At 61.3% G+C, this 26,690-nt stretch carries 28 protein-coding genes and 2 riboswitches; of the genes, 14 read left to right on the top strand and 14 right to left on the bottom strand.

From position 1 onward, the window contains the following. Window positions 1-3 precede the first annotated feature (3 nt). Together RI518_RS01885 and ilvA are read left to right on the top strand one after the other, a co-directional pair. Complete coding sequence (locus RI518_RS01885; RefSeq protein WP_310689207.1) at window positions 4-1,137, top strand: AI-2E family transporter; 1,134 nt, start codon at window positions 4-6, stop codon at window positions 1,135-1,137. After that, on the top strand, window positions 1,134-2,393 hold the full coding sequence (gene ilvA / locus RI518_RS01880) for a threonine ammonia-lyase (RefSeq protein ID WP_310671863.1): 1,260 nt from the start codon (window positions 1,134-1,136) through the stop codon (window positions 2,391-2,393). Before RI518_RS01885 ends, ilvA begins: the two co-directional genes overlap by 4 nt. 32 nt (window positions 2,394-2,425) lie before the next feature. Here the strand turns inward: ilvA and greA are convergent, their stop codons facing one another. Both greA and RI518_RS01870 read right to left on the bottom strand, forming a co-directional pair. Continuing rightward, complete coding sequence (gene greA, locus RI518_RS01875) at window positions 2,426-2,917, bottom strand: transcription elongation factor GreA (protein WP_310671864.1); 492 nt, start codon at window positions 2,915-2,917, stop codon at window positions 2,426-2,428. 65 nt (window positions 2,918-2,982) lie between these two features. Then, entirely contained in the window at window positions 2,983-3,462 is a 480-nt protein-coding gene (locus RI518_RS01870) for a DUF4307 domain-containing protein (RefSeq protein WP_310689206.1), read from the bottom strand. Between the two features lie 56 nt (window positions 3,463-3,518). On the opposite strand from RI518_RS01870, the gene RI518_RS01865 reads away from it, so the two are divergent. Continuing rightward, entirely contained in the window at window positions 3,519-3,830 is a 312-nt protein-coding gene (locus tag RI518_RS01865) for a hypothetical protein (protein WP_310689205.1), read from the top strand. Here the strand turns inward: RI518_RS01865 and RI518_RS01860 are convergent. Beyond that, window positions 3,805-4,485 (bottom strand): hemolysin III family protein, encoded by a 681-nt coding sequence (locus RI518_RS01860; protein ID WP_310671882.1) that lies wholly within the window; start codon window positions 4,483-4,485, stop codon window positions 3,805-3,807. The genes RI518_RS01865 and RI518_RS01860 overlap by 26 nt on opposite strands. 147 nt (window positions 4,486-4,632) lie before the next feature. On the opposite strand from RI518_RS01860, the gene RI518_RS01855 reads away from it, so the two are divergent. Together RI518_RS01855 and RI518_RS01850 are read left to right on the top strand one after the other, a co-directional pair. After that, the gene (locus tag RI518_RS01855) at window positions 4,633-5,418 is read left to right on the top strand and encodes an isoprenyl transferase (RefSeq protein ID WP_310671867.1); all 786 of its coding nucleotides are present in this window, start codon (window positions 4,633-4,635) and stop codon (window positions 5,416-5,418) included. 105 nt (window positions 5,419-5,523) lie between these two features. After that, window positions 5,524-6,879: a PhoH family protein gene (locus tag RI518_RS01850; RefSeq protein WP_310671868.1), complete on the top strand. Its 1,356-nt coding sequence runs from the start codon at window positions 5,524-5,526 to the stop codon at window positions 6,877-6,879. Between the two features lie 6 nt (window positions 6,880-6,885). Here RI518_RS01850 and RI518_RS01845 read toward each other — a convergent pair whose 3' ends face one another. From RI518_RS01845 to xseA, 4 genes are all read right to left on the bottom strand, one after another. Then, on the bottom strand, window positions 6,886-8,289 hold the full coding sequence (locus RI518_RS01845; protein ID WP_310671870.1) for a class II fumarate hydratase: 1,404 nt from the start codon (window positions 8,287-8,289) through the stop codon (window positions 6,886-6,888). A gap of 116 nt (window positions 8,290-8,405) precedes the next feature. Beyond that, entirely contained in the window at window positions 8,406-9,014 is a 609-nt protein-coding gene (locus RI518_RS01840; protein ID WP_310671871.1) for a DUF4245 family protein, read from the bottom strand. Further along, the gene (locus RI518_RS01835; RefSeq protein WP_310671872.1) at window positions 9,007-9,240 is read right to left on the bottom strand and encodes an exodeoxyribonuclease VII small subunit; all 234 of its coding nucleotides are present in this window, start codon (window positions 9,238-9,240) and stop codon (window positions 9,007-9,009) included. Before RI518_RS01835 ends, RI518_RS01840 begins: the two co-directional genes overlap by 8 nt. A gap of 9 nt (window positions 9,241-9,249) precedes the next feature. Then, the gene (xseA, locus tag RI518_RS01830; RefSeq protein ID WP_310671873.1) at window positions 9,250-10,464 is read right to left on the bottom strand and encodes an exodeoxyribonuclease VII large subunit; all 1,215 of its coding nucleotides are present in this window, start codon (window positions 10,462-10,464) and stop codon (window positions 9,250-9,252) included. A 75-nt stretch (window positions 10,465-10,539) separates the two neighbouring features. On the opposite strand from xseA, the gene RI518_RS01825 reads away from it, so the two are divergent. Then, window positions 10,540-11,601, top strand: coding sequence for a 4-hydroxy-3-methylbut-2-enyl diphosphate reductase (locus tag RI518_RS01825; RefSeq protein WP_397428131.1), 1,062 nt, complete (start codon window positions 10,540-10,542; stop codon window positions 11,599-11,601). Window positions 11,602-11,648: 47 nt separating this feature from the next. On the opposite strand, the gene fbaA is transcribed toward RI518_RS01825, so the two are convergent. Continuing rightward, the gene (fbaA, locus tag RI518_RS01820) at window positions 11,649-12,674 is read right to left on the bottom strand and encodes a class II fructose-bisphosphate aldolase (protein ID WP_310671874.1); all 1,026 of its coding nucleotides are present in this window, start codon (window positions 12,672-12,674) and stop codon (window positions 11,649-11,651) included. 129 nt (window positions 12,675-12,803) lie between these two features. On the opposite strand from fbaA, the gene glpX reads away from it, so the two are divergent. Next, window positions 12,804-13,796 (top strand): class II fructose-bisphosphatase, encoded by a 993-nt coding sequence (gene glpX / locus RI518_RS01815; protein WP_310671875.1) that lies wholly within the window; start codon window positions 12,804-12,806, stop codon window positions 13,794-13,796. A gap of 15 nt (window positions 13,797-13,811) precedes the next feature. Here the strand turns inward: glpX and rmuC are convergent, their stop codons facing one another. Then, window positions 13,812-15,074, bottom strand: a complete 1,263-nt coding sequence (rmuC, locus tag RI518_RS01810) for a DNA recombination protein RmuC (protein WP_310671876.1) — start codon at window positions 15,072-15,074, stop codon at window positions 13,812-13,814. A gap of 81 nt (window positions 15,075-15,155) precedes the next feature. Here rmuC and ychF point away from each other — a divergent pair, with 81 nt between their 5' ends. Genes ychF through RI518_RS01795 form a run of 3 tightly spaced genes read left to right on the top strand, consistent with a single transcriptional unit; the run spans window position 15,156 to window position 16,791 of the window. Continuing rightward, entirely contained in the window at window positions 15,156-16,229 is a 1,074-nt protein-coding gene (ychF, locus tag RI518_RS01805) for a redox-regulated ATPase YchF (RefSeq protein WP_310671877.1), read from the top strand. A 50-nt stretch (window positions 16,230-16,279) separates the two neighbouring features. After that, the gene (locus tag RI518_RS01800; RefSeq protein ID WP_310689204.1) at window positions 16,280-16,525 is read left to right on the top strand and encodes a type II toxin-antitoxin system prevent-host-death family antitoxin; all 246 of its coding nucleotides are present in this window, start codon (window positions 16,280-16,282) and stop codon (window positions 16,523-16,525) included. Between the two features lie 47 nt (window positions 16,526-16,572). After that, on the top strand, window positions 16,573-16,791 hold the full coding sequence (locus tag RI518_RS01795) for a hypothetical protein (RefSeq protein ID WP_310689203.1): 219 nt from the start codon (window positions 16,573-16,575) through the stop codon (window positions 16,789-16,791). An 84-nt stretch (window positions 16,792-16,875) separates the two neighbouring features. Here RI518_RS01795 and RI518_RS01790 read toward each other — a convergent pair whose 3' ends face one another. Further along, a complete protein-coding gene (locus RI518_RS01790; RefSeq protein WP_310672343.1) occupies window positions 16,876-17,292 on the bottom strand; it encodes a DoxX family protein in 417 nt (138 codons plus the stop codon). 127 nt (window positions 17,293-17,419) lie between these two features. Then, window positions 17,420-17,680 (bottom strand): DUF2892 domain-containing protein, encoded by a 261-nt coding sequence (locus RI518_RS01785; protein ID WP_310672342.1) that lies wholly within the window; start codon window positions 17,678-17,680, stop codon window positions 17,420-17,422. 112 nt (window positions 17,681-17,792) lie between these two features. Between RI518_RS01785 and RI518_RS01780 the strand changes: the two genes are divergently transcribed. Further along, the gene (locus RI518_RS01780; RefSeq protein ID WP_310689202.1) at window positions 17,793-18,554 is read left to right on the top strand and encodes an LON peptidase substrate-binding domain-containing protein; all 762 of its coding nucleotides are present in this window, start codon (window positions 17,793-17,795) and stop codon (window positions 18,552-18,554) included. On the opposite strand, the gene RI518_RS01775 is transcribed toward RI518_RS01780, so the two are convergent. Continuing rightward, window positions 18,551-19,933 carry a family 1 glycosylhydrolase gene (locus RI518_RS01775; RefSeq protein ID WP_310689201.1) on the bottom strand — a complete coding sequence of 461 codons (1,383 nt, stop codon included), beginning with the start codon at window positions 19,931-19,933 and terminating at the stop codon, window positions 18,551-18,553. The genes RI518_RS01780 and RI518_RS01775 overlap by 4 nt on opposite strands. Before the next feature lie 180 nt (window positions 19,934-20,113). Then, window positions 20,114-20,209: riboswitch (glycine riboswitch) on the top strand. Then, window positions 20,210-20,295, top strand: a riboswitch (glycine riboswitch). It begins immediately after the preceding riboswitch. A gap of 42 nt (window positions 20,296-20,337) precedes the next feature. Here RI518_RS01775 and gcvT point away from each other — a divergent pair. The 3 genes from gcvT to gcvP are packed head-to-tail and all read left to right on the top strand — an operon-like array spanning window position 20,338 to window position 24,782. Further along, entirely contained in the window at window positions 20,338-21,462 is a 1,125-nt protein-coding gene (gene gcvT / locus RI518_RS01770) for a glycine cleavage system aminomethyltransferase GcvT (RefSeq protein ID WP_310689200.1), read from the top strand. Window positions 21,463-21,467: 5 nt separating this feature from the next. Then, window positions 21,468-21,842, top strand: coding sequence for a glycine cleavage system protein GcvH (gene gcvH, locus RI518_RS01765; RefSeq protein ID WP_310672338.1), 375 nt, complete (start codon window positions 21,468-21,470; stop codon window positions 21,840-21,842). Then, entirely contained in the window at window positions 21,843-24,782 is a 2,940-nt protein-coding gene (gcvP, locus tag RI518_RS01760; RefSeq protein WP_310689199.1) for an aminomethyl-transferring glycine dehydrogenase, read from the top strand. A 126-nt stretch (window positions 24,783-24,908) separates the two neighbouring features. Here the strand turns inward: gcvP and RI518_RS01755 are convergent, their stop codons facing one another. Together RI518_RS01755 and RI518_RS01750 are read right to left on the bottom strand one after the other, a co-directional pair. Continuing rightward, the gene (locus RI518_RS01755; RefSeq protein ID WP_104913140.1) at window positions 24,909-25,319 is read right to left on the bottom strand and encodes a DUF779 domain-containing protein; all 411 of its coding nucleotides are present in this window, start codon (window positions 25,317-25,319) and stop codon (window positions 24,909-24,911) included. Window positions 25,320-25,451: 132 nt separating this feature from the next. Continuing rightward, window positions 25,452-26,690: aldehyde dehydrogenase family protein (locus RI518_RS01750; RefSeq protein WP_310689198.1), on the bottom strand; the 1,239-nt coding region annotated here is incomplete at its 5' end.

Raw genomic sequence — 26,690 nt, 5'->3', positions numbered from 1 at the left:
CTCATGCCCTTGCCACGGAAGCTTCGCGCCGACCGGGAAAAACCGGTCGTGCCGCCCGGTGTGCAGATCGCTGCCGCCTGGTCGTGGCGTTTTGTCGCCATTGTGGGGGCCTTGGCCGTCGCCCTGTTGCTCATCATCCAGTTGAGCTTCCTGGTGGTGCCGCTGCTCATCGCCGTGTTGTTGGCGGTGCTCGCGACACCACTGGCGAAGCAGCTGCGGCGTATCGGTTTTCCGGGGTGGTTGGCGACACTGAGCACGCTGGTGACACTGTTTGCCGCAGTAGGTGCCCTGGTGTGGCTGGTCGTGGACGAAATCACCCGCGACTTCGCGTCCCTGCAGAGACGAAGCATCCAGGCCTACGACGATTTCATCGCGTTTTTGTTGGAATCCCCCCTGGGTGTCACCGAAGCCCAACTCACTCAGTGGTTTGATTCTTTCCTCATCGACATGGAGTGGAACACCGCCTGGGTGCTCTCCGGAGCGCTCTCGGTGACCAGTTCGGTCGGCTCCGTACTGGTGGGTGTGGGTATTGCGTTCTTCGCTCTGATTTTCTTCGTCCACGATGGTGCGCGCATTTGGCGTTGGGTGGTGGGGCTTCTCCCCACCGACGCCCGCGGTCCCGTGGCGGGAGCCAGTTCCAAGGGCTGGGCGACGCTGACAAAGTTTGTGAACGTGCAAATTTTTGTGGCCGCCGTCGACGCACTGGGTATTGGCCTGGGCGCGTTCTTCCTCGGTCTTCCCCTCGTTCTCCCCATTGCCGTCGCCGTATTCCTGGGTGGCTTTGTGCCCATCATTGGGGCCTTTGTCACCGGGGCAATCGCCGCGTTTATCGCGCTGGTCTATGCGGGGCCCGTCGCCGCACTGATCATGGTGATTATCGTGTTGGCTGTGCAACAGTTGGAGAGTCAAGTGCTCCAACCCCTCGTGATGGGAGCTGCCGTGAAAGTCCACCCCTTGGCCGTCGTCCTCGCCGTCGCTGCCGGTGGGTTCCTCGCCGGAATTCCCGGTGTGCTCTTCGCGGTCCCGGTCGTGGCCTACCTCAACGTCTTCATTAGCTACCTCTCGCGCTCCGAGTGGGTGGGCGACCCTGAGGCCGCCAAGTGGTCGGCCGCGAAAACGGCGAGTGTGAACGCATGACCGTCGTCAATCAACACACGGCCGCGGTGACAATCCCCGGCCCCGACCTGAACGATTTTGAGGCGGCTCGCGCCACCGTCTCGGCGGTGGCGCAAGTGACCCCCATGGAGGTCTCACGCTACCTCGAGCAACTACTCGGGGTTCCCGTGATGATGAAGTGTGAAAATCTGCAGCGCACCGGTTCCTACAAAATCCGCGGCGCGTTCAACCGGATGTCGAAGCTCAGCGAGGAAGAGCGCGCTCGGGGGGTAGTGGCGGCCAGTGCGGGAAACCACGCTCAGGGGGTCGCCTTTGCCGCCAAAGAGTTGGGGATTAAAGCGACCATCTTCACCCCCACCGGGGTGGCACTGCCCAAACTCCAAGCCACCCGCGCCTACGGCGCGGAGGTGGTTCTCACCGGAGACACCATGATCGGCCCGCTTCGGGCCGCCAGCGAATTTGCGAAACAAACCGGCGCTGTGCGCATTCCGCCCTTCGATCACCACGATGTGGTCGCCGGTCAGGGGACGGTCGGCCTCGAAATTCTCGACCAGTTTCCCGAAGTGGAAACGGTCGTGGTGCCCATCGGTGGCGGTGGGCTGATGTCGGGTGTGGCCAGTGTGCTGAAGCAGAGGGCGGCCTTAGCCGGCCGGGACATCAAAGTCATCGGGGTTCAGGCCGCAAGCGCCGCCCCGTACCCGCTGTCGATGGATGCCGGGGAAATCGTGGAAGTGGCTGTTCAACCGACCATTTCTGACGGAATCGCGGTATCGAAGCCCGGTGTATTGAATTTTGACATCATCAAACACACCGTCGACGAGGTCGTCACCGTCGACGACGATGAAACAGCTCGCGCCATTTTGGTCCTCATGGAACGGGCAAAAATGGTGGTCGAACCCGCGGGAGCGGTCGCCGTCGCGGCGGTGATGAGCGGCTTGGTGACCGCGACGGGTCCCACCGCGGTGATTTTGAGCGGCGGAAATATCGACCCGATGATCCTGGAGCGGGTGATTAGCCGAGGTTTGGCGAGCTCCGGGCGGTACATGAAGATGCGCATTCCGCTTCCCGACCGGCCCGGCCAGTTGGCGAGGACGTCCGAGATTGTGGCGGATGAAAACGCCAACGTCGTGGAAGTGCTCCACACCCGTCACGGTAGCGGCCTGCAGATCAGTCAGGTCGAACTCGAATTGCACATCGAAACGCGTGGGCCCGAACACGCCGAGCAAGTCTTAGAAGCTCTGCGCCGTGAAGGATACGAGCCGCGGATCGATTTCTAGCGTGTCGGGGGCCAGCCGTCAGCTCTCGGTTACTAGGGGCGGAAGGTCTCCACTTCGATAATTTCCACGGCAATTTCGGCCCCGCTCGGAGCGGTGTAGGTACTGGAGTCGCCGACTTTGAGCCCGATGATGGCCTCACCGAGCGGGCTTTGCTCGCTGTAGACATCGAGGTCGGTGTCACCGGCCAGCTCTCGCGAGCCCAGCAGGAATTTTTCTTCATCGCCGTGAATGTGGGCGGTGACGACAGTGCCCGGTTCGACCACTCCGGAGCTCTCGGGGACATCGCCGACGTGGGCATTTTTCAGCATGTCGGTCAGGTTGCGAATACGCGATTCGATTTTTGCCTGTTCGTCTTTGGCGGCGTGGTAGCCACCGTTTTCTTTCAAGTCACCCTCTTCTCGGGCAATTTCGATGCGTTTGGAAATCTCGGCGCGGCCCGCCGTCGAGAGTTGTTCCAACTCGAGGGCAAGCCGGTCGTAGGCTTCCTGGGTCAGCCAAACGGTGTGCTCCGATGAGTTCGCCACGGGTCAATCCCCCTTAAATAGCTAACAACCGGCCCCATGTGGACGCCGGTTGAGATTGATTCAGACTACGTCAACCAACACTCGTAGAGCAAGCCTGTCACGGCCGGTTCGCTGGTGCGAAGCGGTTGGTTGAACACCCGGGTGCGCACCTCGGCCGGAGGAATATCCACCACCTTCCAGCCCACGATGCCGTACTGGGCGTTTAGCGCTTGGACCGCGCAAGACAGCTCAGTGCCCGGAGTGGTCGAGACCTCAAAACGCACGCTGACTTCTCGCTCACTGATCAGGTCGTAGCCCAAATCGCGGGTTTCAAACTGCGAACCGGGCTGGCCCACCCCGGCCCAGCCCAACCAGGCCAGCAACACCACGGTGACACCGGTGACGCCCGCGATTGCCCAGTAGCGCTGGTTTCGCCGGTCGGTGTCCGTGTGTCCGTAGCGCTCGGCGAGAAGGTCCTTCGTGGCATTGCCTTCGGCGGTGTCACTTTCGGTACCGGGCGCCACGACGCTCGAGGTGTCGACATTCTGGGTGTTCTCTCGGGACACCACCCACCACCTTCCGCTACCGTGTGGGCAAGAGATTATCGCGCCGGATTGGGCGCGTGCTGAATCAGGAAAGGCAGTGGTCGGCAGTGGTCATCGCCTCCGGACTCGTTCCCCCCATTGAAGTCGACCCGGTGTCGGTGACCCCGGGTGTGATCGGCTTTGTCGTGACCTTCACGGTCGCGCTTGCCGCGCTGGCGCTCATCATGGACATGGTCCGCCGGGTGCGCCGGGTGCGCTACCGACAAGAAATCGGTGAGCGACTCGATCGGGAAGCCGCCTCGGGGCAGACAGACGCCGACGAATCCTCCGATGGGCGCACGGGCTCAGTCTCGTCGGATTCGTCTACAGCGGAGGATTCAGCGCGATAAGCAACACCGCGCTCCAGTGGCTAAAAAACGCCAGTACGGTAAACGCGTGGAAGATTTCGTGAAAGCCAAAGACGGCCGCTGAGGGGTTTGGCCACTTGGTCGCATAGACCACGGCCCCCAGGGTGTAGAGCAGGCCACCGGCGACGACGAGAATCATCATCGCCGGGTTCGCCTCCCACAGCTGAGGCGTGTACATCACGGCAGCCCAGCCCAGTAACAGATACAGCGGAACGTAAATCCAGCGCGGTGCGCCCAGCCAGAACACGCGCAGGCCGACGCCGAGCAGGGCCCCCGACCAGACCAGGGCTAACAGCAGCACTCCCTGTGCAGGAGGTAGGGCCAAGACAGCGATGGGGGTGTAGGTTCCGGCGATCAGAAAGAAAATATTCGAGTGGTCGATTCGCCGCAGCACCGCTTTGGTCTGGCTCGACCAGGTGAACCGGTGGTAGACCGCCGAAACGCCAAAGAGAGCGAGTGAACTCACGGCGAAAACGGCACTGGAGATCGCCGCCGGAATTCCTTCAGCGAGTGCCACCAGCACGATCCCGGCGGCGATCGCGAGCGGGAATGTGGCCAGGTGAATCCACCCCCGCCAGCGCGGTCTCACCTCCGCCTGGTGGTAGTCGATGGCTTCATCGACGAGGGGGACCGCCAGGTACGCCTGGTCGTCTTCACCCGGTTCCTTGGGTGTGCTGTCGTCTAGTGAAGGGTCCACCCCTCCACGCTAAGACCAATTGTCTAAGCCTCACCACAATGTGATGTTTCGTTCACGGGACCCCGTGATTAGGACTACGGTAGTCCTGTGCCTCGCAGAAGTCTGATTCCCGGACTGGGGTTGATCTACAGCCTCTACACCCGCCGCCTCAAAGGCCAAGTCGACGGGAAAAATCACCCGAAACACATCGGCCTGATCTTGGACGGCAACCGTCGTTGGGCGAAACAGCGCGCCATGGAGTCCTCCTCACACGGTCACCGGGCGGGCGCCGACAAAATCCACGAGTTTCTCACCTGGTGCGATGACCTCGGTGTGGACGTGGTGACCCTCTACCTCCTCTCCACGGACAACATCAACGGCCGCGATAAAGTCGAACTGGATGCGCTCTGCGACATCATCGAATCGCTGGCCGACCAGCTCTCTCGTTTTCGAAACTGGCGAGTCCAACACGTCGGCCACCGCGATGACCTGCCCGCCGGTCTCCTGGGTCAACTGGATGCGGCCGCAGCGAGAACAGAGAACAATTCTGGACTGCACGTCAATCTCGCCGTGGGCTACGGCGGGAGACAAGAAATCACCCAAGCGGTGCGCCGCCTCGTCGACGCCCACCACAAAAGCGGTGGTGACCTGGAGGGCCTGGCCGAGACGGTCAGTGTGGAGAGTATTACCCAACACCTCTACACCGGGGGACAGCCGGATCTCGATTTAGTCATTCGCACCTCTGGCGAGCAGCGCTTGAGCGATTTCATGATTTGGCAGGCCGCCCACAGCGAGTTCTATTTTGTGGAAGCGCTGGGTCCCGATCTGCGCGAGGTCGATTTTCTGCGGGCAATGCGCGACTACGGGCGCCGAGCGAGACGGTTTGGTCACTAGGAGTTCACCTTTTCCCGGCCTGCAGGCCGCGTGTCGTCTCCGCCTCCCGTCGGCTGCTGACGTAGCGTCTGGGTAACGCGTTCGCTTCACCCTGAAGGAGACACGGTGACACCATCCGCAAACCCTCGGTCGACCACCACCACAGCCAGCAACACGGCATCAGATACGAGGGAGCGGACGTTCGTCCTCGATACCTCTGTCCTTCTGAGCGATCCGGCAGCGCTGTTTCGCTTTGCCGAACACCACGTGGTGCTGCCCGTGGTGGTGATTTCAGAGCTTGAAGGCAAACGCCACGATCCAGAAATTGGTTACTTTGCCCGCCAAGCCCTGCGCTATCTCGATGGGTTGCGCCAGCAACACGAGCGCTTAGATTTTCCGATCAGCGTGGGAGAGGGGGGAACACTGCGGGTTGAGTTGAACCACTCCAACCAGTCGGTGCTACCCAGCGGTTTGCAATTGGGCGACAATGATTCGCGCATCTTGGCTGTGGCCGTCAATTTGGCGGCTGAAGGCGTGCCCGTCACGGTGGTCTCAAAAGATCTGCCGATGAGGGTGAAGGCCGCTTCGGTCGGCTTGGCCGCCGACGAATATCGTGCGGAGTTGGCTGTCGACTCGGGTTGGACGGGTCTCGCAGAAATCGCTCTCGGTTCCGAAGACGTCCAAGCCCTCTACGACAACGAGTCGTTGACAACCGAACTCGTCGAGGACTTACCACTCAACACCGGTGTGATCATGTCGAGTGAACGTGGATCAGCCCTCGGCCGCGTCACCGCCCGCAAAACCATCAGTTTGGTTCACGGTGACCGGGACCTCTTTGGCCTCCACGGTCGCTCGGCAGAGCAGCGCCTCGCGATCGACCTGCTGCTCGATAACAGTGTGGGAATGGTGTCCCTGGGGGGTCGCGCGGGCACAGGAAAGTCGGCCCTCGCGCTGTGTGCGGGACTCGAAGCCGTACTCGAGAGAAACCTGCACCGAAAAATCATGGTCTTTAGGCCCCTCTACGCTGTCGGCGGTCAGGAGCTTGGTTACCTACCGGGTGACCAGGCCGAGAAAATGAACCCGTGGGCAGAGGCCACCTTCGACACGCTGGGTTCCGTGGTGTCGCCGAATGTGGTCAGCGAGGTGATGGAGCGGGGAATCCTCGAAGTCCTCCCGCTGACCCACATTCGCGGTCGCTCGCTTCACGACGCGTTTGTCATCGTCGATGAGGCCCAGTCGTTGGAGCGAAACGTGTTGCTCACCGTCTTGAGCCGCGTCGGGCAAAACTCCCGAGTGGTCCTCACCCACGATGTGGCGCAGCGCGACAACTTGCGGGTGGGTCGACACGATGGTGTGGCCAGTGTGATCGAAGCGCTGAAAGACCAGTCGCTCTTTGGCCACGTCACCCTCTCGCGCTCAGAGCGAAGCCCCATCGCTGCTCTGGTGACCGACCTGCTGGAGGGCGGAGCGCCTCAGCACTAGGGCTCTCTAGAGCCCTGGCGTGGTCATCCTCAACACGTCGAGGGATGTATCGAGTTGTTCTTCGGTGATGTCGCCGCGTTCCACAAAACCCAAGGCGATCACCGCGTCGCGGATGGTGATTTTCTCCGCCACCGCGTGCTTGGCGATTTTCGCGGCGGCTTCGTAGCCAATGAGGCGATTCAGCGGGGTGACAATCGACGGTGAGGATTCGGCGAGGCTTTGGGCGCGCTCGACGTTGGCCTCTAAACCCGCCACCGTTTTATCCGCAAAAGCCCTCGAGGCGTGTGCGAGCAGTCGAGTGGATTCCAGCAGCGACGAGGCCATCACGGGGATGGCGACATTCAACTCGAAGTTTCCACTGGCCCCGGCCCAGGCGACCGTCTGGTCGTTTCCGACGATCCGCGCACACACCATCAGCAGCGCCTCGGGAATGACGGGGTTGACTTTGCCGGGCATGATCGAACTGCCGGGTTGCAAATCGGGCAGGGCCAACTCACCTAAGCCGGTATTGGGGCCACTGCCCATCCAGCGCACGTCGTTGGCGATTTTGGTCAGTGACACCGCGATGGTGCGAAGCGCGCCGGAGGCTTCGACCAACCCGTCTCTTGCCCCCTGAGCTTCAAAGTGGTCGAGAGCTTCGGTGAGCGGCAGGTGGGTGTGGGCTGCCAGCAACTCAATGACCCGCTCGGAAAAACCCACCGGGGTGTTAATTCCCGTGCCCGTCGCGGTTCCCCCCAAGGGCACTTCTGCCACTCGGGGCAGGGCCGCGTGGATGCGTTCAATTCCGAGGCGAACCTGGCGGGCATAGCCGTGAAATTCTTGGCCAAAGGTGACTGGCGTGGCGTCCATGAGGTGTGTTCGACCAGATTTCACCACCGTCGCCCACTGCTGGGCTTTGTCCTCAAGAGCGTGTGCGAGGTGCTCGAGTGCGGGCACCACGTCGTTGACCAAAGAACCGGTGACGGCGACGTGCACCGAAGTGGGAAAGACATCGTTGGAGGATTGGGAGGCATTCACGTGGTCGTTGGGGTGAATGTCCTGGTTCGATTCGCGGCTGGCGATCGTGGCTAACACTTCGTTCATGTTCATATTTGACGAGGTGCCACTACCGGTCTGATACGTGTCGACCGGGAAGTGTTCGAGGTGCTGGCCGGCGATGATCTGATCGGCGGCGCCGATGATGGCCTGGGCGATGGCCTCCGGGAGGATGCCCAACTCCTGGTTTGCCGACGCGGCGGCCCTCTTGACCTCCGCCAGCGCGATAATGTGACCGGGCTCTAACCCGCGTCCGGAGATGGGGAAGTTCTCGACTGCGCGCTGAGTTTGTGCGCGATAGAGCGCGTCTTTGGGCACCCGGACTTCGCCCATGGTGTCGTGTTCGATGCGAAAGTCGTGCTCGTCGGAGGTCATCGGTTGCCTTCCTCGGGGTGGTGGGGCGCCATCGTGCGTGGCGGCCTGTCTGCTGGGTTACTCTGTGGCACAAGACGGCCAGTCGCCCGCTAGCATACCGGCGCCATAGCCCCGATTTAGCCCCAGATTGCCGGGTAGTCGCCTTGGATGACCGAGGCGATGAACAACACTCCGGCTTCGGTGGTGCCGGAGACCACGACTAAGCCGAGCTCCGTCGTCGCGACGAGCGCGTAGGAGGCGTTACCGGGGTCGGGGACGTCACGGCGGTCGATCACCTCCCAGGTGATCGAGTCAGAGCCTGCCAATGTCGTCTCCGATGTGCTGCCACCGGGTCCAATGATTTCGGTGAGCGCGTCGCCACTGGGAGTAAAGACTTGGGCGAGTTCGACATAGTCGCCCGTGGTGCTCAACAACCCGATTGCCCACATCCGCCCGAATGATTCGTCCGAGATGGTGGCGCGGTTTGCCGACCAGGTGTCATCCAGCTCGGGCACAATCAGCTCGGCGGGGGCGCTGGGAGCGGCTTGGCTGGCGACCGCTTCGTAATCGATGGCCTGGGGAATAGTTTCATCGGGCCGGGCAACCACCAACACCAAAAAGACCACGATGCCGAGCGAGGCGCCGATCGAGGCCACCAGGTTTCTGATGTTTTGTCTTTGCCGGCGAAGTCTTTTGGCTTCCTCTTTTCTCGCCCTCGCCTCTTCGGGTGTTTCCGAACTACTCATCCGCGGCTTTTCTCGCCGAATCGAGGCGCTCCCTCGCGTTGTCGAGCCACTGTTCACACCGGGTGGCGAGCGCTTCGCCCCGCTCCCACAGTGAAATGGATTCTTCTAAGGTGACCTGGCCTTGTTCCAGGCGACTGACCACTTCGACGAGTTCATCGCGAGCCTGCTCGTAGCTGAGGGCGGCGATGTCGTCGGGGAGCTCGGCGGAATGATCGGAAGTCGTCACGAGACCATCCTAAGAGTCCGTCACTTCTGCGGCGATATCGCCGTCTTTGACGCGAAGGCGCAACGCATCACCTTTTGTCACCGACTGCGGCGAACTCACGAGTTCGCCGGATGCTTTGTGGACGATGGCGTAGCCGCGATCGAGGGTGGCTTGGGGGGAGAGCGCCCGCACACTCGCCCGCAGCGACTCCAACCGGGAGCCTTGCAGGCTCAGCAGAGTGTCGGTCACGTCCACCCCGCGCTGGACCAGACGCAAGACATCTTCGGCGTGACGGTCGACCACGGTGAGGGGCATTGCGAGCACCGGTCGCTGCCTCATCATGTCGAGGCGCTGGCGCTCGCCGTCGATGAGGTTAGCCACCCGCTGGGTGAGCCGGGAGCGTGCGTCGGTCAGCCGTAGGCGCTCTTCTGCGACGTCGGGAACAACCCGTTTGGCGGCATCGGTGGGGGTGGATGCGCGCACATCGGCCACGTCATCGAGGAGTGGTTTGTCTGCTTCGTGCCCGATGGCACTGATCACGGGAATATCGAGCGCCGCCACGCGGCGAAGGAGTACTTCGTCGCTAAAGGGCAGGAGGTGTTGAAAATCGCCGCCTCCTCGGGCAATGACGATGACGTCGACCGCGGATGCTTCGAGGCGGTCCACGGCGGCGATGATTTCTGGCACCGCCCGGTCGCCTTGAACACTGGCGTGTTCCACCTGGAATTGCACTTCTGGCCAACGCGCGGTGGCGTTGTGGAGGACATCTTTCTCCGCGTCAGAATCGCGCGCGGTCACGAGGCCGACGCACCGGGGCAAAAAGGGTGGGGCGTTTTTGCGCTCCGGGTCAAACAGTCCCTCGGCGGCGAGTGCGAGTCGGAGGGCTTCGATCTTCGCCAGAAGTTCACCGAGTCCCGCCAGTCGCATATCCAGGACATTCATCGAGAGTTTGCCGCCGCGGACGTACCAGTTGGGTTTGACCTTCAGCAGCACACGGTCACCGTGACCGACACCGTCGGGGATTTTCTCGCGGGTGGAGCGCCAAATGGTGATGTCGACCGTGACGTCTTCTTCCGGGTCTTTTACCCGGCCATAGACGTGACCTCCGGAGACACCCCACTGGGTAATTTCTGCGTCAATCCAGACCGAGCCGAGACGGTTGATGTACACGTCGAGAGATTCGGAGAGTTTTCGCAAGCTCCACGGCGTCTCTGGCGACGAATCATTTCCCGCGGTGGCGCTCACCGCTCCAGGCTAGGCCACGGCGCTGACATTTTTCAGCCTGAACCACCCGGCCATCGATACACTGGGGCGGTGACGATTTCCAACGGTTCTGCCACCCTGCTCGAGCAACCCGCGATTCCCGCCCGGCGAGAAAAGCTCCACGATGTCCCCGTCTCGGGGACAAAACGGATCCTGCTCGCGGCCCCCCGCGGTTACTGCGCAGGCGTCGACCGCGCGGTCATCGCCGTGGAAAAAGCCTTGGAGCGCTATGGCGCCCCGGTGTACGTGCGCAAACAAATCGTCCACAACATTCACGTGGTGCGCGAGTTGGAAGCACGCGGTGTGGTGTTTGTCGATGAGGTGGAAGAGGTCCCCGAAGGCTCGACCATTGTCTTTAGCGCCCACGGTGTCTCACCGATGGTGGTGGAGGAGGCCAAAGAGCGCGAGCTTCACGCCATTGACGCGACCTGCCCGCTGGTCACAAAAGTCCACCGCGAAGCGGTGCGCTTCTCGGGTCAAGATTTCCACATTGTGCTCATCGGCCACGACGGCCACGAAGAGGTCGAAGGCACGATGGGTCACGCACCCGAGAACACCACCCTGGTCAATGACCCGGACGAAGCCGACACAATCGACATCCCCGAGACCGAGAACCTGATTTGGTTGTCCCAGACCACCCTGAGTGTCGACGAAACGATGGAGACGGTGCGCCGGCTTCGCGCCCGCTTCCCCCACCTCCAAGACCCGCCGAGCGACGACATCTGCTACGCGACCCAAAACCGGCAGGTGGCCATTAAGAAAATCGCCGAAGAGTGCGATTTGGTGATCGTGGTCGGATCAGAAAACTCGTCCAACAGCGTTCGTCTGGTGGAGGTGGCCCTGGAATACGGGGCCCGCGCCTCCTACCGCGTTGACTACGCCAGTGAAATTAAGCAGGAGTGGCTCGAGGGGGTCAACACAATTGGTGTGACTTCGGGGGCTTCCGTCCCGGAAGTCCTGGTCGACCAGGCGCTCGCCGACCTGGCCGATGCCGGCTACCGCGATGTGGAAGAAATCCGCACCGCCGAGGAAGACCTGCAATTCTCGCTTCCCAAAGAGCTGCGCAAGGACGCTCAGGGAAAAACCGATGAGCGCGCCCTGGGTGGTCGAACCCGCTAACTCGAGTGGGCCCCGTCAGGGCGGGGCCTCTGGTCGAACCCGGTGGGTTATTTCAGGGCGTGTCCGGCAGAGCCCAGCTGCTCGGCCGCGGAGACGACTCGGGCCGCCATCGCGGTTTCCGCGTCTTTCCCCCAGGCGCGAGGGTCGTAGACCTTCTTATTTCCCACTTCGCCGTCGACGCGGAGCACCTGGTCGTATTTGGTGAGCATCGAGTGGGCAATAGACCGGGTAAACGCATACTGGGTGTCGGTGTCGACATTCATTTTGATCACACCGTGTGAGACGGCAGTCTGGATTTCTTCTTCGGTTGAGCCAGATCCGCCGTGGAAGACCAGGTCCATCGGTTTGGCCGCGGTGGAAAACTTCGCGGCCAAGCCCTCTTGGATTTCGGCTAAGAGTTCGGGCTTGAGGGTGACGTTTCCGGGCTTATAGACACCGTGGACGTTTCCAAAGGTGAGGGCAGTGAGGTAGCGGCCCTTCTCGCCGAGTCCGAGGGCTTCGACCGTTGCGATGGCGTCTTCGAGAGTGGTGTAGAGCTTGTCGTTGATTTCGTGGCTGACACCGTCTTCTTCGCCGCCGACGACGCCAATTTCTACTTCGAGGATTTGGCCGAGCGCGCTGGTGCGCTCGAGGAGCTCCTGGGCGATCCGGAGGTTCTCCTCGAGGGGGACGGCGGAGCCGTCCCACATGTGCGACTGGAAGAGCGGCGCCCGTCCGGCTTTTACCTCTTCTTCGGACGCGCTAATGAGTGGCCGCACGAAGCCATCGAGGGCGTCTTTCGGGCAGTGGTCGGTGTGCACGGCGACGTGAATCGGGTAGTTTTTTGCCACCTCGGTGACGTACTGGGCAAACGCCATCGCACCGGATACTCGGGCTTTGACGGTGTGGCCGGAGAAGTAGTCGGCGCCTCCGGTGGAGACCTGGATGATGCCGTCAGATTCGGCTTCGGCAAACCCTTGGAGCGCCGCGTTAATGGTCTGGGAGGAACTCACGTTGATGGCGGGAAGGGCGAACCCTGTGGCTTTCGCCTGGTCGATGATCTGGGCGTACTGTTCAGTGCTGACAACCGGCATGGGTTTCTCCTACAGGGTGATGATCATGTCCCGCCCAGCCTACCGCGCGCAATGGCGCCCGCCAGGGGGTCTTCTCCTCACCAATCACCGCCCGACTAGACTGTGGGCATTCGGCCTGAAGGGGTGGACATGATCAACGAAGAACCCGGCGAGCTGTTTAGTCACCCCGATCGAAACTTGGCGATGGAGCTCGTTCGAGCGACCGAGGCGGCCGCGATTCGTGCCACACCGTGGATTGGTCGTGGCGATAAAAACGCTGCTGATAAGGCTGCGGTGGATGCGATGCGAAAGTTCCTCTCGACGGTGAACTTTCAGGGTGTGGTGGTGATCGGTGAGGGCGAAAAAGACGACGCCCCGATGCTGTTCAACGGAGAGATCGTGGGCACCGGTCAGGGCCCTCAGGTGGATATTGCCGTCGACCCCATCGATGGCACCTCGCTGACCGCGGCGGGGCGAAGCCACGCGATCTCAATGATCGCCGTGGCTGAGCGCGGCAGCATGCTCGATGCCTCCAGTGTGTTTTACATGGAAAAAATGGTGGCCTCCGAGGAGGGCATCGGGGTGTTGGACATCGATCGCCCACTGGCGGAAAACATTGCCGCGCTGGCACGGGCGAAGGACAAACCCATCGATGAGATTCGCGTTGCGGTGCTGGACCGGCCGCGACACGACGCGTTAATCCAGCAGATTCGCGACGCCGGCGCGGGAACCAGGCTCATTTTTGACGGCGATGTGGCCGCGGGAATTAACGCGGCCCGACACGACAGTCGCATTGATATGGCCGTCGGTATCGGAGGAAGCCCAGAGGGTGTCGCCACGGCGTGTGCGATTAAGGCGCTCGGTGGTTTCATGCAGGGTCGACTCGCCCCCCAGAGTGACGAGGAACGCCAGCGCGGACAAGATGCCGGCCTCCAATTCGATCACGTCTACGGCTTGGACGATTTGGTCCGAAGCGACAACACGTTCTTCGTGGCCACCGGTGTGACCGATGGTGAATTGGTTCGCGGCGTGCGCCGGCAGGGTGGCTTAATCTCCACGGAGAGTATCGCGCTTCGTTCGCGCTCCGGCACGATGCGCCGGGTCAGTGCCGACCACCAAGCCTCGAAATGGTTGGACGACTAAGCGCTCACCACGCCGCTACTTCGCGCTGAGTTCCGCCGGATCGTCGCCACTGGTTTCGTCGCCACTGGACGTGTCAACGTCGGTTTCGTTCACGTCGGTTTCGTCAACGTCCAGGGCTGAGGTGAGTTCGCTGGCGCTCATATCGCGTACCGGCTCGTCGATGCCGGGTAACTGCTCTGGCATTCCGTCTCCATCGCCCAGCACACTCAGTTTTCTCGCACTGGGAATGACCCGGGATTCGAGGGTGCCGACGAAGGCGTTGTAATCCTTGACCGCACCTCGAATGGAGCGGCCCAGTTTGTCGATTCGCTCGGCCATTGTGCCAAGGCGTTGGTGGAGTTCGCGGCCCACCTCGAAGAGTGTTTTCGCGTCCTGGGTGAGGGCGTCTTGCTGCCAGGCGAAGGCGACGGTTTTCATTACCGACCACACCGAGACCGGTGAGGCGAGGGCGACGCGTTTACTAAATGACCACTCCATCAAATCGGGGTCACCCTCGAGGGCGGCGGAGAGCAGGGCTTCGGTGGGAATGAAGCAGATCACAAATTCGGGGGAGTTGGTGAGGTTGTTCCAGTAGGACTTTTTACTCAGGCTCTCCACGTGGGAGCGCACCGACTTGACGTGGTCGTCCAGGAGGGCGGTGCGTCGACGCAGTTCGTCGCCCGTGGCGGAGGGGGGAATTTCTTGCGCGTCCCAGTACGCGGAGAAGGGCACTTTCGAATCGATGGCGATGTATTTATCTCCGGGGAGCCGCAGCGTCATATCCGGTTTACCAAGGCCTTCGCCTTCGACCTGTTTTTGCTCCACAAAGTCGAGCTTGTTCAAAAGTCCCGCACTCTCGGCGATGCGCCGCAGTTGCACTTCCCCCCAGCGGCCGCGGGTTTGGCCGCCGCGGAGCGCGGTCTCTAATGATTCGGTCGTGCGGCGCAACTGTTCATCGTTGTGAACCACTTGGCGCAACTGTTCGGAGAGGGTGGAGGCCTGTTCGCTTCTCACCCGCTCCATTTCGGTGACGGCGCGGTCGACTTTGGTCAGTTGGTCGCGAAGGGGCTCCAGCATGTGGATCAGTTTTTGATCCTCGGTATTTTTCTCCCGAAGCTGGTCGTATTGGTTTTGGAGGAGTTCGAGTTGGGCGATGAGGGCCTGGGAGCGCTCCTGCTCGGAGTGCAGTTGGGAATTGAGGGAGCTGAGCTGGCTTCGGCGGAAATACCCGGCCAGGCCAAACCCGGCTGCGACTCCCAGCACGAGGGCGGCGGTGATCCACAGTCCAAGAAATTCCATGCCTTTAGTCTCTCACCCACTACCGACGACGCCGGGAGTTTCGGGCACCGGGGGTAGCGGGCTCCAGTAGGCTCGGGGGTTGTGGCTCTCACAATCGGAATCGTCGGTTTGCCCAATGTCGGCAAATCCACACTATTTAATGCCCTGACAAAGAACACCGTTCTCGCGGCGAACTACCCGTTCGCCACGATTGAACCCAACGTCGGTGTGGTGAACCTGCCCGATAGCCGGCTCGACACCCTCGCGAAAATGCACAACAGCGAAAAGGTTGTTCCGGCGACGGTGTCGTTTGTCGACATTGCGGGAATAGTAAAAGGCGCCAGCGAGGGCGAAGGGCTCGGCAATCAATTTCTGGCCCATATCCGTGAAGCCGACGCCATTGCCCAAGTAGTCCGAGTGTTTTCCGATCCGGACGTCGTCCACGTCGATGGAGGGGTCAACCCCGCATCAGATTTAGAAACCATCAACACCGAACTGATTTTGGCCGACCTGCAAACCTTGGAGCGCGCCATTGTGCGCCTAGAAAAGGAAGTCAAAGGTAAGCGCGCAGAGCCGGCCACGCTGGAGGCGGCGCTGGAGGCCAAAGAGGTTCTTGATCGTGGCGAGACGCTCTTCCAGGCGGGGGTCGATGTGAGCCCCATTAAAGAGCTGGGCCTCCTCACGGCAAAACCCTTCCTTTATGTGTTCAACGTCGACGAGGATGTCTTGGCCAGTGACACCAAGATGGCCCAACTGCGCGAAATGGTTGCACCGGTCAAAGCGGTCTTCTTAGACGCGAAGGTGGAGAGTGAACTGATGGACCTGAGCGCGGAAGAGGCTGGGGAACTGCTCGCCTCGCTCGGTCAAGATGAGAGTGGGTTAGACCAGCTTGCCCGGGTGGGTTTTGACACCCTCGGCCTCCACACCTACCTCACCGCAGGCCCTAAAGAATCCCGTGCGTGGACAATCCCCCAGGGTGCAAAAGCCCCCCAAGCAGCCGGTGTAATCCACACCGACTTCGAAAAGGGGTTCATCAAAGCGGAAGTCACAAGCTTTGATGACCTGGTGGCAGCGGGGTCGCTTCAGGAAGCCAGGGCCCAAGGCAAAGCCCGCATTGAGGGCAAGGACTATGTCATGCACGATGGCGATGTCGTGGAGTTTCGTTTTTCGAGTTAGCCAACAATAGGACTTGTTGTACAACTTGACCATCTTGTAGTCTCGGCGTCATGGCATCGGTAACGCTTTCGGAGTTTCGTGGTCGCCAAAGTGATTACATCGCGACAGCCCAGCGCGAACCGGTAGAAATTACCTCTCGAGGCGCACGGGTCCGAGCTGTTGTGGTCTCTCCTGAGTTCTATCGCCGCGCACTGCAAGCGCTGGAAGACCAGGCTGATGTTGAGGCCGTGACGCGGGCACGTCAGGAGCGCGGCCGTGTTTCTCATGACGAGCTGGTTGAGGAAATCGGCGAGTAAGAGTCTCGGGCAGCGGCGGACCGGGCGAGTGTGTTTCGTCTGGAGGCATGGAGGGATCGAAAATGGCGAACGTGTCGACTGCCACCGAGGCTGACGTCGAGGGTCGGTGGGAAGCGGTGCATCCGGGAGAGGTGTTGTTGGAGGAGTTTCTCCAGGAATGGGGTGTCTCCCAACGCAGGCTTGCGTTGGACCGCCCGGAAGAGCGGGACGCCTGCGCGTCCATAAGTGACACTTACGACCTGTCTAAGTGTCACTTATTGCAATAAGTGACACTTAGCTGTCCGAGATTACCCCCGCACTGCAGCGCCGTTGCAGGGTTCGTGACCTCTGCAACGGCGCTGGAGTGTGTCTTAGGCGGTGACGGGACTTTCGGGGGCTGTGGCCTGGACCCGGGGGGTGTGTGGCCGAAGCTTCCAACGGCCCCAGGCGATAAAGAGCATGATGGCGGCGATCGTGATGTTTAGCGGACCGGTTTGCGCGAAGCTCTCGTGCTGGACGTGCCAGATCATGGCCGCACCCATGACGCCGGCGAGGCCCAGTGCGGCGAGGGGCACTAAGAACACGGCGCGCTTAAACAGCGCGGGCAGGAGCAGTCCGAGGCCACCCAAGATTTCCAGCGTGCCGGAGATCGCGTGCAGTTCGGGGCTTAGTTCATACATCCACGACATCGGGGCGGGCAGTCCCGGCGGGACGATGAAGTGCACGACTCCGATGGCGAGCCAATAAATTCCAAAAAGCCACTGCATGGCCCACAACACAATATTCACGTGATTACTCCTCATTGTTTGCTACTTCGTACTGGGCCTCGGGGAGGTGTGTCCTCGAGGCCTCGCACACCGTAACAGGCCCCCCAGGTGGGGGGCCTGCCAGTGGCGGGTTAAGTGGACCCTCGGGTTATTTCAAGAGGTTGACGGGCTTTAGTGACGCCATAAATTCGGTGCGATCCTTGGGCTTTTCCAGCATCAGACCGGCGGGGCAGTAGTTCATCACCCCGGTCGTGAGCATCATGGTGCCGGGGATGGCCAGCAGCCACGCCCAACCGCCATCGATGATGGCGATCGCCCACAGGGCGACGCCACCGACGATTCTGGCACCTCGGCCCCACGGTCCGGACATGAACGAAATCATCGCGAGGGTGCTTTTATCTTTCTTCATGACCCTCACGATACCCCCCGGGGTATCGTGAGGCAAGGGGCGTAGAGAAGATTCACAGGCAATTTTCTGACAGGCACTGGTCCCCGCCAGGACCACGTGATTGTCTGGAGACATGCCCACACTGCCCATGTTCCCCCTTGGCACCGTCTTGCTCCCGGCGATGCCCTTTGCCCTTCAAGTCTTCGAACCGCGCTATTTAAAAATGGTCGGCGAACTGCTGGAAACCGACTACCCCGAATTCGGCATTGTTCTCATCGAGCGCGGAGCCGAAGTCGGAGGCGGCGACCAACGCTTCGGGGTCGGAACGATTGCCCGGATTACCGAAATTGAAGCGCCGGAGGGCCACCTTGTGGTCACCGGTCACGGCACCAGGCGTTTCGAAGTGACCCGCTGGTTAGACGACGAACCCTTCCCCCGGGCGGAAGTCGAATTTCTCGACGGCCTGGACGAACAAGAAGGCCTTGCTCTAAGGCTGGACCCCCTCGAACAGGAAGTGCGCGACACCCTGGCACTGGCCCATGACTTTGACCTTGGCCAATGGCCCGTCGACACCCCGGTCGCCGACGAGCCCGTCTCCAGGCTTTGGCAACTCGCCGGCATTGCACCGCTCAGCACAATCGACCAGTTCGTCTTGCTGCGCTGTCAGAGCACCGACGAGCTCTTCACCAGGCTGGAGGAAATGACCCGGGAGACCCGACAGGGGCTTAGCCACCCAGAAGACATCGCCCCCGACAGTAATGCCCCGGACACTGATGCCCCGGACACTGATGCCCCGGACACTGATGCCCCGGACACTGATGCCCCGGATAAGCCCACCTCATCCGATCCGCCGGATGACGGGCCGGGCCAGTCGCCCCCCGATACTTCTCGCTAGCGCTCGCCTTTGGCGATATCGGCGTAGAAGTGGAAGCTGGCTTTGGGAATGCGTTGCATCGTCTCCGGGTCGACATGGACCAGTCCGAACGTTTGCGTCCTGCCCTCAGCCCACTCCAAATTGTCCATTAGTGACCACGCGCAGTAACCCTGGAGGGGAACACCCTCGTCGATGGCTTCGGCTGCCGCGGCGAGGTGGCCGCTCAGGTAGGAGATGCGATCGGGGTCGTAGACATCACCGTCGAGCACCCGGTCGGCATAGGCCGCACCGTTTTCGGTGACCCACAGGGGGAGGCCGGGAAGCGCGGCAGCGGTTTCGACCAGGGTGTCGCGCAGGCCCTTCGGGTCGACCTCCCAGCCCATGGTGGTCAGTGGTCCTCGCGGCTGAAGGCTCGCGGGAGGGCACGCCGGATACACCACGGTGTCCTGGCCGACACCGGCGGTCTGGTCAGATTCGCGGGGCAGGGCCACGCGAATGGGGGTGTAGTAGTTGACGCCCAACCACGAGATGGGGGTGGCGGCGGCCTCGACGCCCTCATCGGTCACAAACGACCAGTCGGTGAGGATGTCGGTGGAGCGGCGGACCGCATCGGAAACCCCCCGACCGGCCAGGAGGTCAGTAAACAGGGTGTTCTGGAGCCGGTCGATGTGGTCTCTCGCCTTTTCGGCCCCCGGGTCTTCGCTTCGCACCGTGGTGAGGTTCAACACAATGCCGGGGTTGCCCACCCCGGCATTGCGCAGTGCGCTCACACCGTGGCCACTGGCCACCATGAGGCGGTAGGCGACCTCTAGTGCTTGGCCGGCGTTCACCACACCGGGGGCGTGAATACCGGCCGCATACCCTAAAAACGCACTGACCCAGGGTTCGTTGAGGGTCGCGATATGGCTCACCCGGTCGCCGTAGCGCTCGCCTAAGGCCTGGCAGTAGTCGGCAAACCAGTGGGGCATATCGGGGTGTAACCAACCACCGCTTTCCTGCAGGCTCTGCGGGAGATCCCAGTGGTAGGCGGTGAGGAGGGGTTGAATACCGCGCTCGAGGAGCAAATCAATGAGGCGGTCATAAAAACCCGCCCCGGAGCGCGAGGCCGCTCCGGTACCACCGGGCATAAACCGCGGCCAGGAGACCGAAAACCGGTAGGCGCCGACACCCAACTGGCCAATCAGGTCCACGTCCTCTTCGACCCGGTTGAGGTGATCGCAGGCGGGATCAGCGCTGCTGCCATCGACAATGGCGCCTGGAATTTTGGCGAAACGATCCCAAATCGACTCCGCGCGAGTCGCACTCGACCCTTCAATTTGCCACGAAGACGTCGCGACACCGAAAGTGAAATCGTCGGGGAAACTCCCCCTTATCGTCTGCGGAGATTCAGTAGACGCCATGGCGTCATGGTACCGAATGCTGCTCAGCATTTGTGTCCCGCTACGGGGGTTAACCCCTGATGCTCAACGCTCCCTCATGCTCACCGCCTCGAGCCACACGCCCCTCCCCATATTTCCGCGAGGCGGTTCATCCACTGAGCGCGGGCCTTTGCTACGCTGGGCAAAACTTCACACTGGGCCTCACGCCGTGCGAGAGAGTTGACTGCCCCGGCAGTCAACACCGAAGGAGCAAGCCTCCCCGCCAATCTCTCAGGTGCCATGTATCGCGCGGCAAGGCCACTCTGGAAAGCGGATTGGGTTCAATCCCGCCGACGGTGAAAGCGCTACCCGCGTGAAACTCTCAGGCCAATGACAGAGGGGGAGCCATCAGCGACATTCGTCGCGTCCGAATCCGGGAGGCTCCAGTGACCAGTCGGCACACACCCCTGCATCAGATTCATGAGCAGGCCGGTGCGAGCTTTACCGACTTTTCTGGTTGGTCTATGCCGGTGCGCTACAGCTCTGACCTCGCCGAACACCACGCGGTGCGCACCACAGCGGGGCTGTTCGACTTAAGCCACATGGCAGAAATCCGGATAGCAGGCCCCGAGGCTGCGACCGCCTTGGACTACGCCCTGTCTGGTCGACTCTCAGTACTCGAACCCGGTGAGGCCAAATATTCACTGATGTTGAACGATCGGGCCGGCATCATCGACGACCTTGTCGTCTACCGCCTCGCACAGGACGACTACCTGGTGGTTGCTAACGCGGGTAACCGCGACGAAGTGGTCGCCGAGTTGACCGCCCGGGTGGATCGCTTTGACGCCAGTGTGCGAGACGATACCGACCAGACCGTGATGGTCGCCGTTCAAGGTCCCGTATCCAGGGCACTGCTTGATGCAGTGCCCGAGCTTCACCTCAACACTGAGTTGTCGGACCTGGGCTACTACCGGATCACCTCCGCGGTGTTTCGCGCAGAATCCGTTGATACACCACTGTGGGTTGCCCGCACCGGTTACACCGGTGAAGACGGTTTTGAGCTCTACATCGACAAAGACCACGGCGCTGCCCTCTGGCAGGCCTTAGTTGCTGCCGGAGTGGATTACGACCTGCAACTGTGTGGCCTCGCCGCACGTGACACCCTGCGTCTTGAAGCAGGAATGGCGCTGTATGGCAACGAATTACACCCCACTACGAAGCCCGCAGAGGCGCGCCTTGCCAGGGTTGTCGATAAAGAAAAAGACGACTTTGTGGGCAAAGCGTGGCTGGTGGAACACCCCGAGCCCTCCACACGGATCCTGGTGGGCCTGGTGGCCGAAGGCCGGCGCGCAGCCCGCGCCGGCTACCCGGTAGTAGACCCCGGAACGATGGACGTCGTCGGTCAGGTCACCTCCGGTGCGCTCTCGCCCACCCTTGGCTACCCCATTGCGATGGCGATGGTGGAGCGTGACTACAAAGACCTCGACACCGAATTACACCTCGACGTGCGCGGCCAGATGGTCCCCGCACGAGTGGTGGCCCTGCCCTTCTATCGCCGACGAAAGGACTGACCCTCATGTCAGATGTTCCCTCCCACCTGCGCTACACCTCCGATCATGAATGGGTCCTGGCCGACGGTGACAGCCTGAAAATCGGCATCACCCGCTACGCCGCTGATGCCCTCGGTGACGTCGTCTACGTCGACCACCCCGCAGTGGGCAGCAGCGTCCAGGCAGGAGCGATTGTCGGGGAAGTGGAATCGACCAAATCGGTGGGAGAAATCTTTAGCCCCGTCACCGGCACAGTGGTCGAGACCAACCAGGCCGTAGTCGATGACCCTGAACTGATTAACCGTGACCCCTACGGCGAAGGGTGGCTGTTTCGTGTGGACACCACGGACAGTCCAGACCTGATGGACGCCGACGCCTACACCGCACTGATTGGCCAATAAATGACACAGCAACCGTTTTCCGCCCGCCACCTCGGAGTAGACGACTCCGCCGAAGCCCTCATGCTCCAAGCATTGGGCTTTGAAAGCCTCGATGAGTTGATGGACAAAGCAGTCCCCGCCCACCTCACCCAGGACGCACTCGAATCAATCATTCCGCCGCCGGCGAGTGAAGCGGAAGTGTTGCAGGAGCTTCGAGCGCTCGCCGATCACAACAACGCCCACCGGTCCATGTTGGGTATGGGGTATTACCCCAGCTACACCCCGAGCGTGGTGAAAAGAAACGTCTTTGAAAACCCCAGCTGGTATACCGCCTACACCCCCTACCAGCCAGAAATTTCCCAGGGCCGACTAGAAGCCCTGTTGAACTTCCAAACCATGGTCGGCGACCTCACCGGCCTGCCGGTCGCAAACGCCTCCATGTTGGATGAAGCCACCGCCGTCGCCGAAGCGATGCTGCTCGCGAGGCGCGCCTCTGGCGTCGCCGCCAACGTGTTCTTGGTCGACGTCGACACCCTGCCCCAAACCAAAGCCGTGCTCGCGGGCCGGGCAGAACCACTGGGAATCGAGCTGGTGGAAACGGATTTCTTGGGTGATTTACCGGAAGCGTTTGGTGCCATCGTGCAATACCCGGGAGCATCCGGTCGGGTGTGGGACCCACGAGGCGCCATCACCCGAGTAAAGGACGCTGGCGGCCTCGCCGTGGTCGCCGCCGATTTGATGGCGCTGACCCTTCTCACCCCACCGGGGGAGATGGCCGCCGACATTGCGGTGGGCACCACGCAGCGTTTTGGTATTCCCCTGGGCTTTGGTGGCCCCCACGCCGGCTACCTCGCTGTTCGTGCAGGCTTAGAGCGCCAAATGCCGGGACGCCTGGTCGGTGTCTCGCAGGATCGTTTTGGTAACCCCGCCTACCGGCTGACCTTACAAACCCGCGAACAGCACATTCGCCGCGACCGGGCGACCAGCAACATTTGCACCGCACAGGTACTGCTTGCGGTAATGGCCGGAATGTTCGCCGCCTATCACGGCCCCGATGGTTTGCGCTCAATCGCGACGAGCATTGCCGCGCAAGCGGCAGGTTTTGCGAAGCGTCTGAAAGAGGCAGGATTTGACCTCGTCCACGACGAGTTTTTCGACACCATTCAGGTGCGCACCCCGGGCAAAGCCCACGACATTGTGCAGACGGCCTACACACACGGTCTGCTGATCCGAGCAGTCGACAGCGACACCGTGTCGCTGTCGTTCGATCAAACCACCGCCGAAGCCTCCGGCCGAGGGGTGGGAGCTGATGTCTTCGAGGCGCTATCGGCGGCATTTGGACTCTCTGGCTACCGAGGCCAGCACGCTGACCACACCGCACTACCCACAGCCCTCACGCGCACCACGGGTTACTTAGACCACCCGGTGTTCCACGTGCACCAGTCAGAAACCCAGATGATGCGCTACCTGAAATCCCTGGCGGATAAGGATTATGCGCTGGATCGCGGGATGATTCCACTGGGTAGTTGCACCATGAAACTCAACGCCGCGACAGAAATGGAAGCGGTCAGCTGGCCAGAATTTGCTGGACTACACCCGTTTGCCCCGGCAGACGATGTCGCCGGTTACATGGTGTTGATGTCGCATCTGGAAACCTGGTTGGCGGAGCTCACCGGTTACGACTCCGTGTCACTCCAACCCAACGCCGGCAGTCAAGGCGAATACGCCGGACTGCTCGCCATTCGCGGGTATCACCGCTCACGCGGTGATCACCACCGCACCATTTGTCTCATTCCCTCCAGTGCCCACGGCACCAACGCCGCCAGTGCGGTGTTGGCGGGAATGCAGGTGGTGGTGTTGGCCTGTAACGAACAGGGCGATGTCGACATTGACGACGTGAAGGCAAAGATCGCCGAATACGGTGAAAACCTGGCCGCACTGATGGTCACCTACCCCTCCACACACGGTGTGTACGAACACGGCATTAACACCATCACCGACCTGGTCCATGAGGCGGGCGGTCAGGTCTACATCGATGGGGCCAACCTCAACGCCCTGGTCGGTTTCTCCCGCTACGGCGACATCGGGGGCGACGTGTCGCACCTGAACCTGCACAAAACCTTCTGCATCCCACACGGTGGGGGAGGCCCCGGGGTCGGACCGGTGGGCGCAAAAGCACACCTCGCGCCCTTCCTGCCCGGTCACCCGTTCGCCCAAACCACCGCCCACCCACCCTTTGATGAGGGCAGCGGGCAGACAGGATCCTTTGTCCACCAGGGCCCAGCTGTATCGGCTGCGCCCTACGGCAGCCCCAGCATCCTGCCCATTAGTTGGGCTTATGTGCGGATGATGGGACCAGAGGGCCTGCGAAAAGCCACCGCCCGAGCGGTCCTCGCCGCCAACTACATCGCCAGTCGACTGGCAGAGCACTACCCGGTGCTCTATGTCGGAGAAAACGGCCTCGTCGCCCACGAAGTGGTCCTCGATATCAGGCCCATCACCGCTGAGACCGGTGTGAGTGTGGATGATGTCGCCAAGCGCTTAATGGACTACGGCTTCCACGCCCCCACCATGTCCTTTCCGGTACCCGGAACACTCATGGTGGAGCCGACCGAGAGTGAAGACCTCGGCGAGCTCGATCGGTTCATCGACGCGATGATTCGCATCCGCGAAGAATCGCGTGCGGTGAAAGACGGTGTGTGGCCAGCAGAGGATAACCCGCTGACTAACGCCCCCCACCCCGCAGCGGAAGCAATCAGCGACCTGTGGGAACACCCCTACTCGCGCACCCTGGCGACCTATCCCGCCATCGGGGGAGTGGATAGTTCCCAACACGGGGCTGACCCACGGGTGACTGGTAAATACTGGCCCCCCGTCGGTCGAGTCGACCAAGCCTACGGGGATCGAAACCTGGTGTGTGCCTGTCCGCCGATTGAGGCATTTGCGGGAGCGGATTCCTAGTAGTCAGTGACGCTTCGCTCCCGGGGGCTTCCTGGGTGGCGGGTGGGCAGTTGGTCATCTCCCCCGGAAGGGAGCTCGACTCCGACGGGTCTCTGGCGAACGCAGTGCTCCCTGCCCGGCAGAGTACTAGGCCACGAAGGGTTCTGCGGTCTCCATCAGGCGTGAGTGGATGATGAAGCGCTTGCCTTCCGGGCCTTCTAGCGAGAATCCGGCTCCGCGTCCTGGGACGGCATCCACGGTGAGGTGGGTGTGAGACCAGTATTGGAACTGTTCGGTGGACATCCAGAAAGAAATCGGTTGGGAGCCATCCTGGGCTTCAGAAATGTCGAACTCACCCAGTCGAACGTCACCGGGTCCGGTCATATAGTCACCTTCGGCAAAACACATCGGTGCACTGCCGTCGCAACAGCCACCGGACTGGTGGAACATGAGTGGTCCGTGCATGTCCCAGAGGGTGCGAAGAAGGGTGGCGGCCTCGTCGCTTAAGGCGACGCGGGAAATGGTTTCACCCTCGATTGTGGGGGTTGCCTCAATCATCTGATCCTCCTCGTTGAGGTTCTCTGTGTGGGTGTGAAGTTGTGGTGGGTATGGGCTTACCCGGTGTTGCGGCGGGGGTAATGGGGGTGGGGACTTTGTCCCCACCCCCATTTTAGCGGCGAAGCACTGGGTTTAGAAGAAGCCCATCGCTTTTTCGCTGTAAGACACCAGAAGGTTTTTGGTCTGCTGGTAGTGGCTGAGCGCCAACTTGTTGTTCTCCCTACCGATACCACTGCTCTTGTACCCACCGAAAGCCGCACCGGCGGGGTACGCGTGGTAGTTGTTCACCCACACGCGGCCGGCCTGGATGTCGCGCCCGGCACGGTAGGCGGTGTTGCCATTTCTCGACCACACTCCGGCACCCAAACCGTAGAGAGTGTCGTTGGCGATCTGGATGGCGTCGTCATAGTCGTCAAACGACGTGACGGAGACGACGGGTCCGAAGATTTCCTCCTGGAACAGTCGCATCTTGTTGTTGCCTTCGAAGATGGTCGGCTCGACGTAGTAGCCCTCAGCGAGGTCGCCACCCAGGTTGACCTGGTTGCCCCCGAGCAGCAGTTTCGCACCCTCCTGCTTACCGATATCGATGTAGCTGAGGATCTTTTCCAACTGGTCGTTGGAGGCCTGAGCGCCCATCATCGTGTTGACATCCAGCGGGTTACCTTGCACGACTTTCTTCGTGCGCTCGATGGCGTCCCCCAAGAATGAGTCGTAGTGGCTCTTTTGAATCAGAGCCCGGCTCGGACACGTACACACTTCGCCCTGGTTGAGGGCGAACATGGTGAACCCTTCCAGGCACTTGTCGTGGAAGTCATCCTGCTGCTGTGAGATGTCATCGAAGAACAGGTTGGGGCTCTTGCCGCCCAACTCCAACGTGGTGGGGATGATGTTGGCGCTTGCATACTGCAAGATCAACCGACCCGTGGTGGTCTCACCGGTGAAAGCAATCTTTCTAATCCTCGGGCTTGATGCCAGAGGCTTCCCGGCTTCCGCACCAAAACCGTTCACGATGTTGAGGACACCGGGAGGCAAAATGTCGCCGATGAGCTCAATGAGGACCAAAATCGACGCCGGGGTTTGTTCGGCCGGTTTCAACACGACGGCGTTACCCGCCGAGAGGGCGGGAGCGAGTTTCCACGCCGCCATCAAAATGGGGAAGTTCCAGGGGATGATCTGTCCCACCACACCCAACGGTTCGTGGTAGTGGTAGGCGGTCATGTCGCCATCCATTTCCTGGAAGTCGCCATCTTGTGCCCGAACGGCTGCCGCAAAGTAGCGGAAGTGGTCGGCGGCGAGAGGGATATCGGCGTTCAGGGTTTCCCGCACGGCTTTACCGTTATCCCACGTTTCTGCGACCGCCAACAATTCCAA

The organism is Pontimonas sp., from assembly GCF_031581085.1.
Lineage (GTDB): Bacteria > Actinomycetota > Actinomycetes > Actinomycetales > Microbacteriaceae > Pontimonas.
The sequence above is the reverse complement of the archived record's forward strand: the minus strand, read 5'-3'. Positions and strand labels throughout refer to the sequence as shown.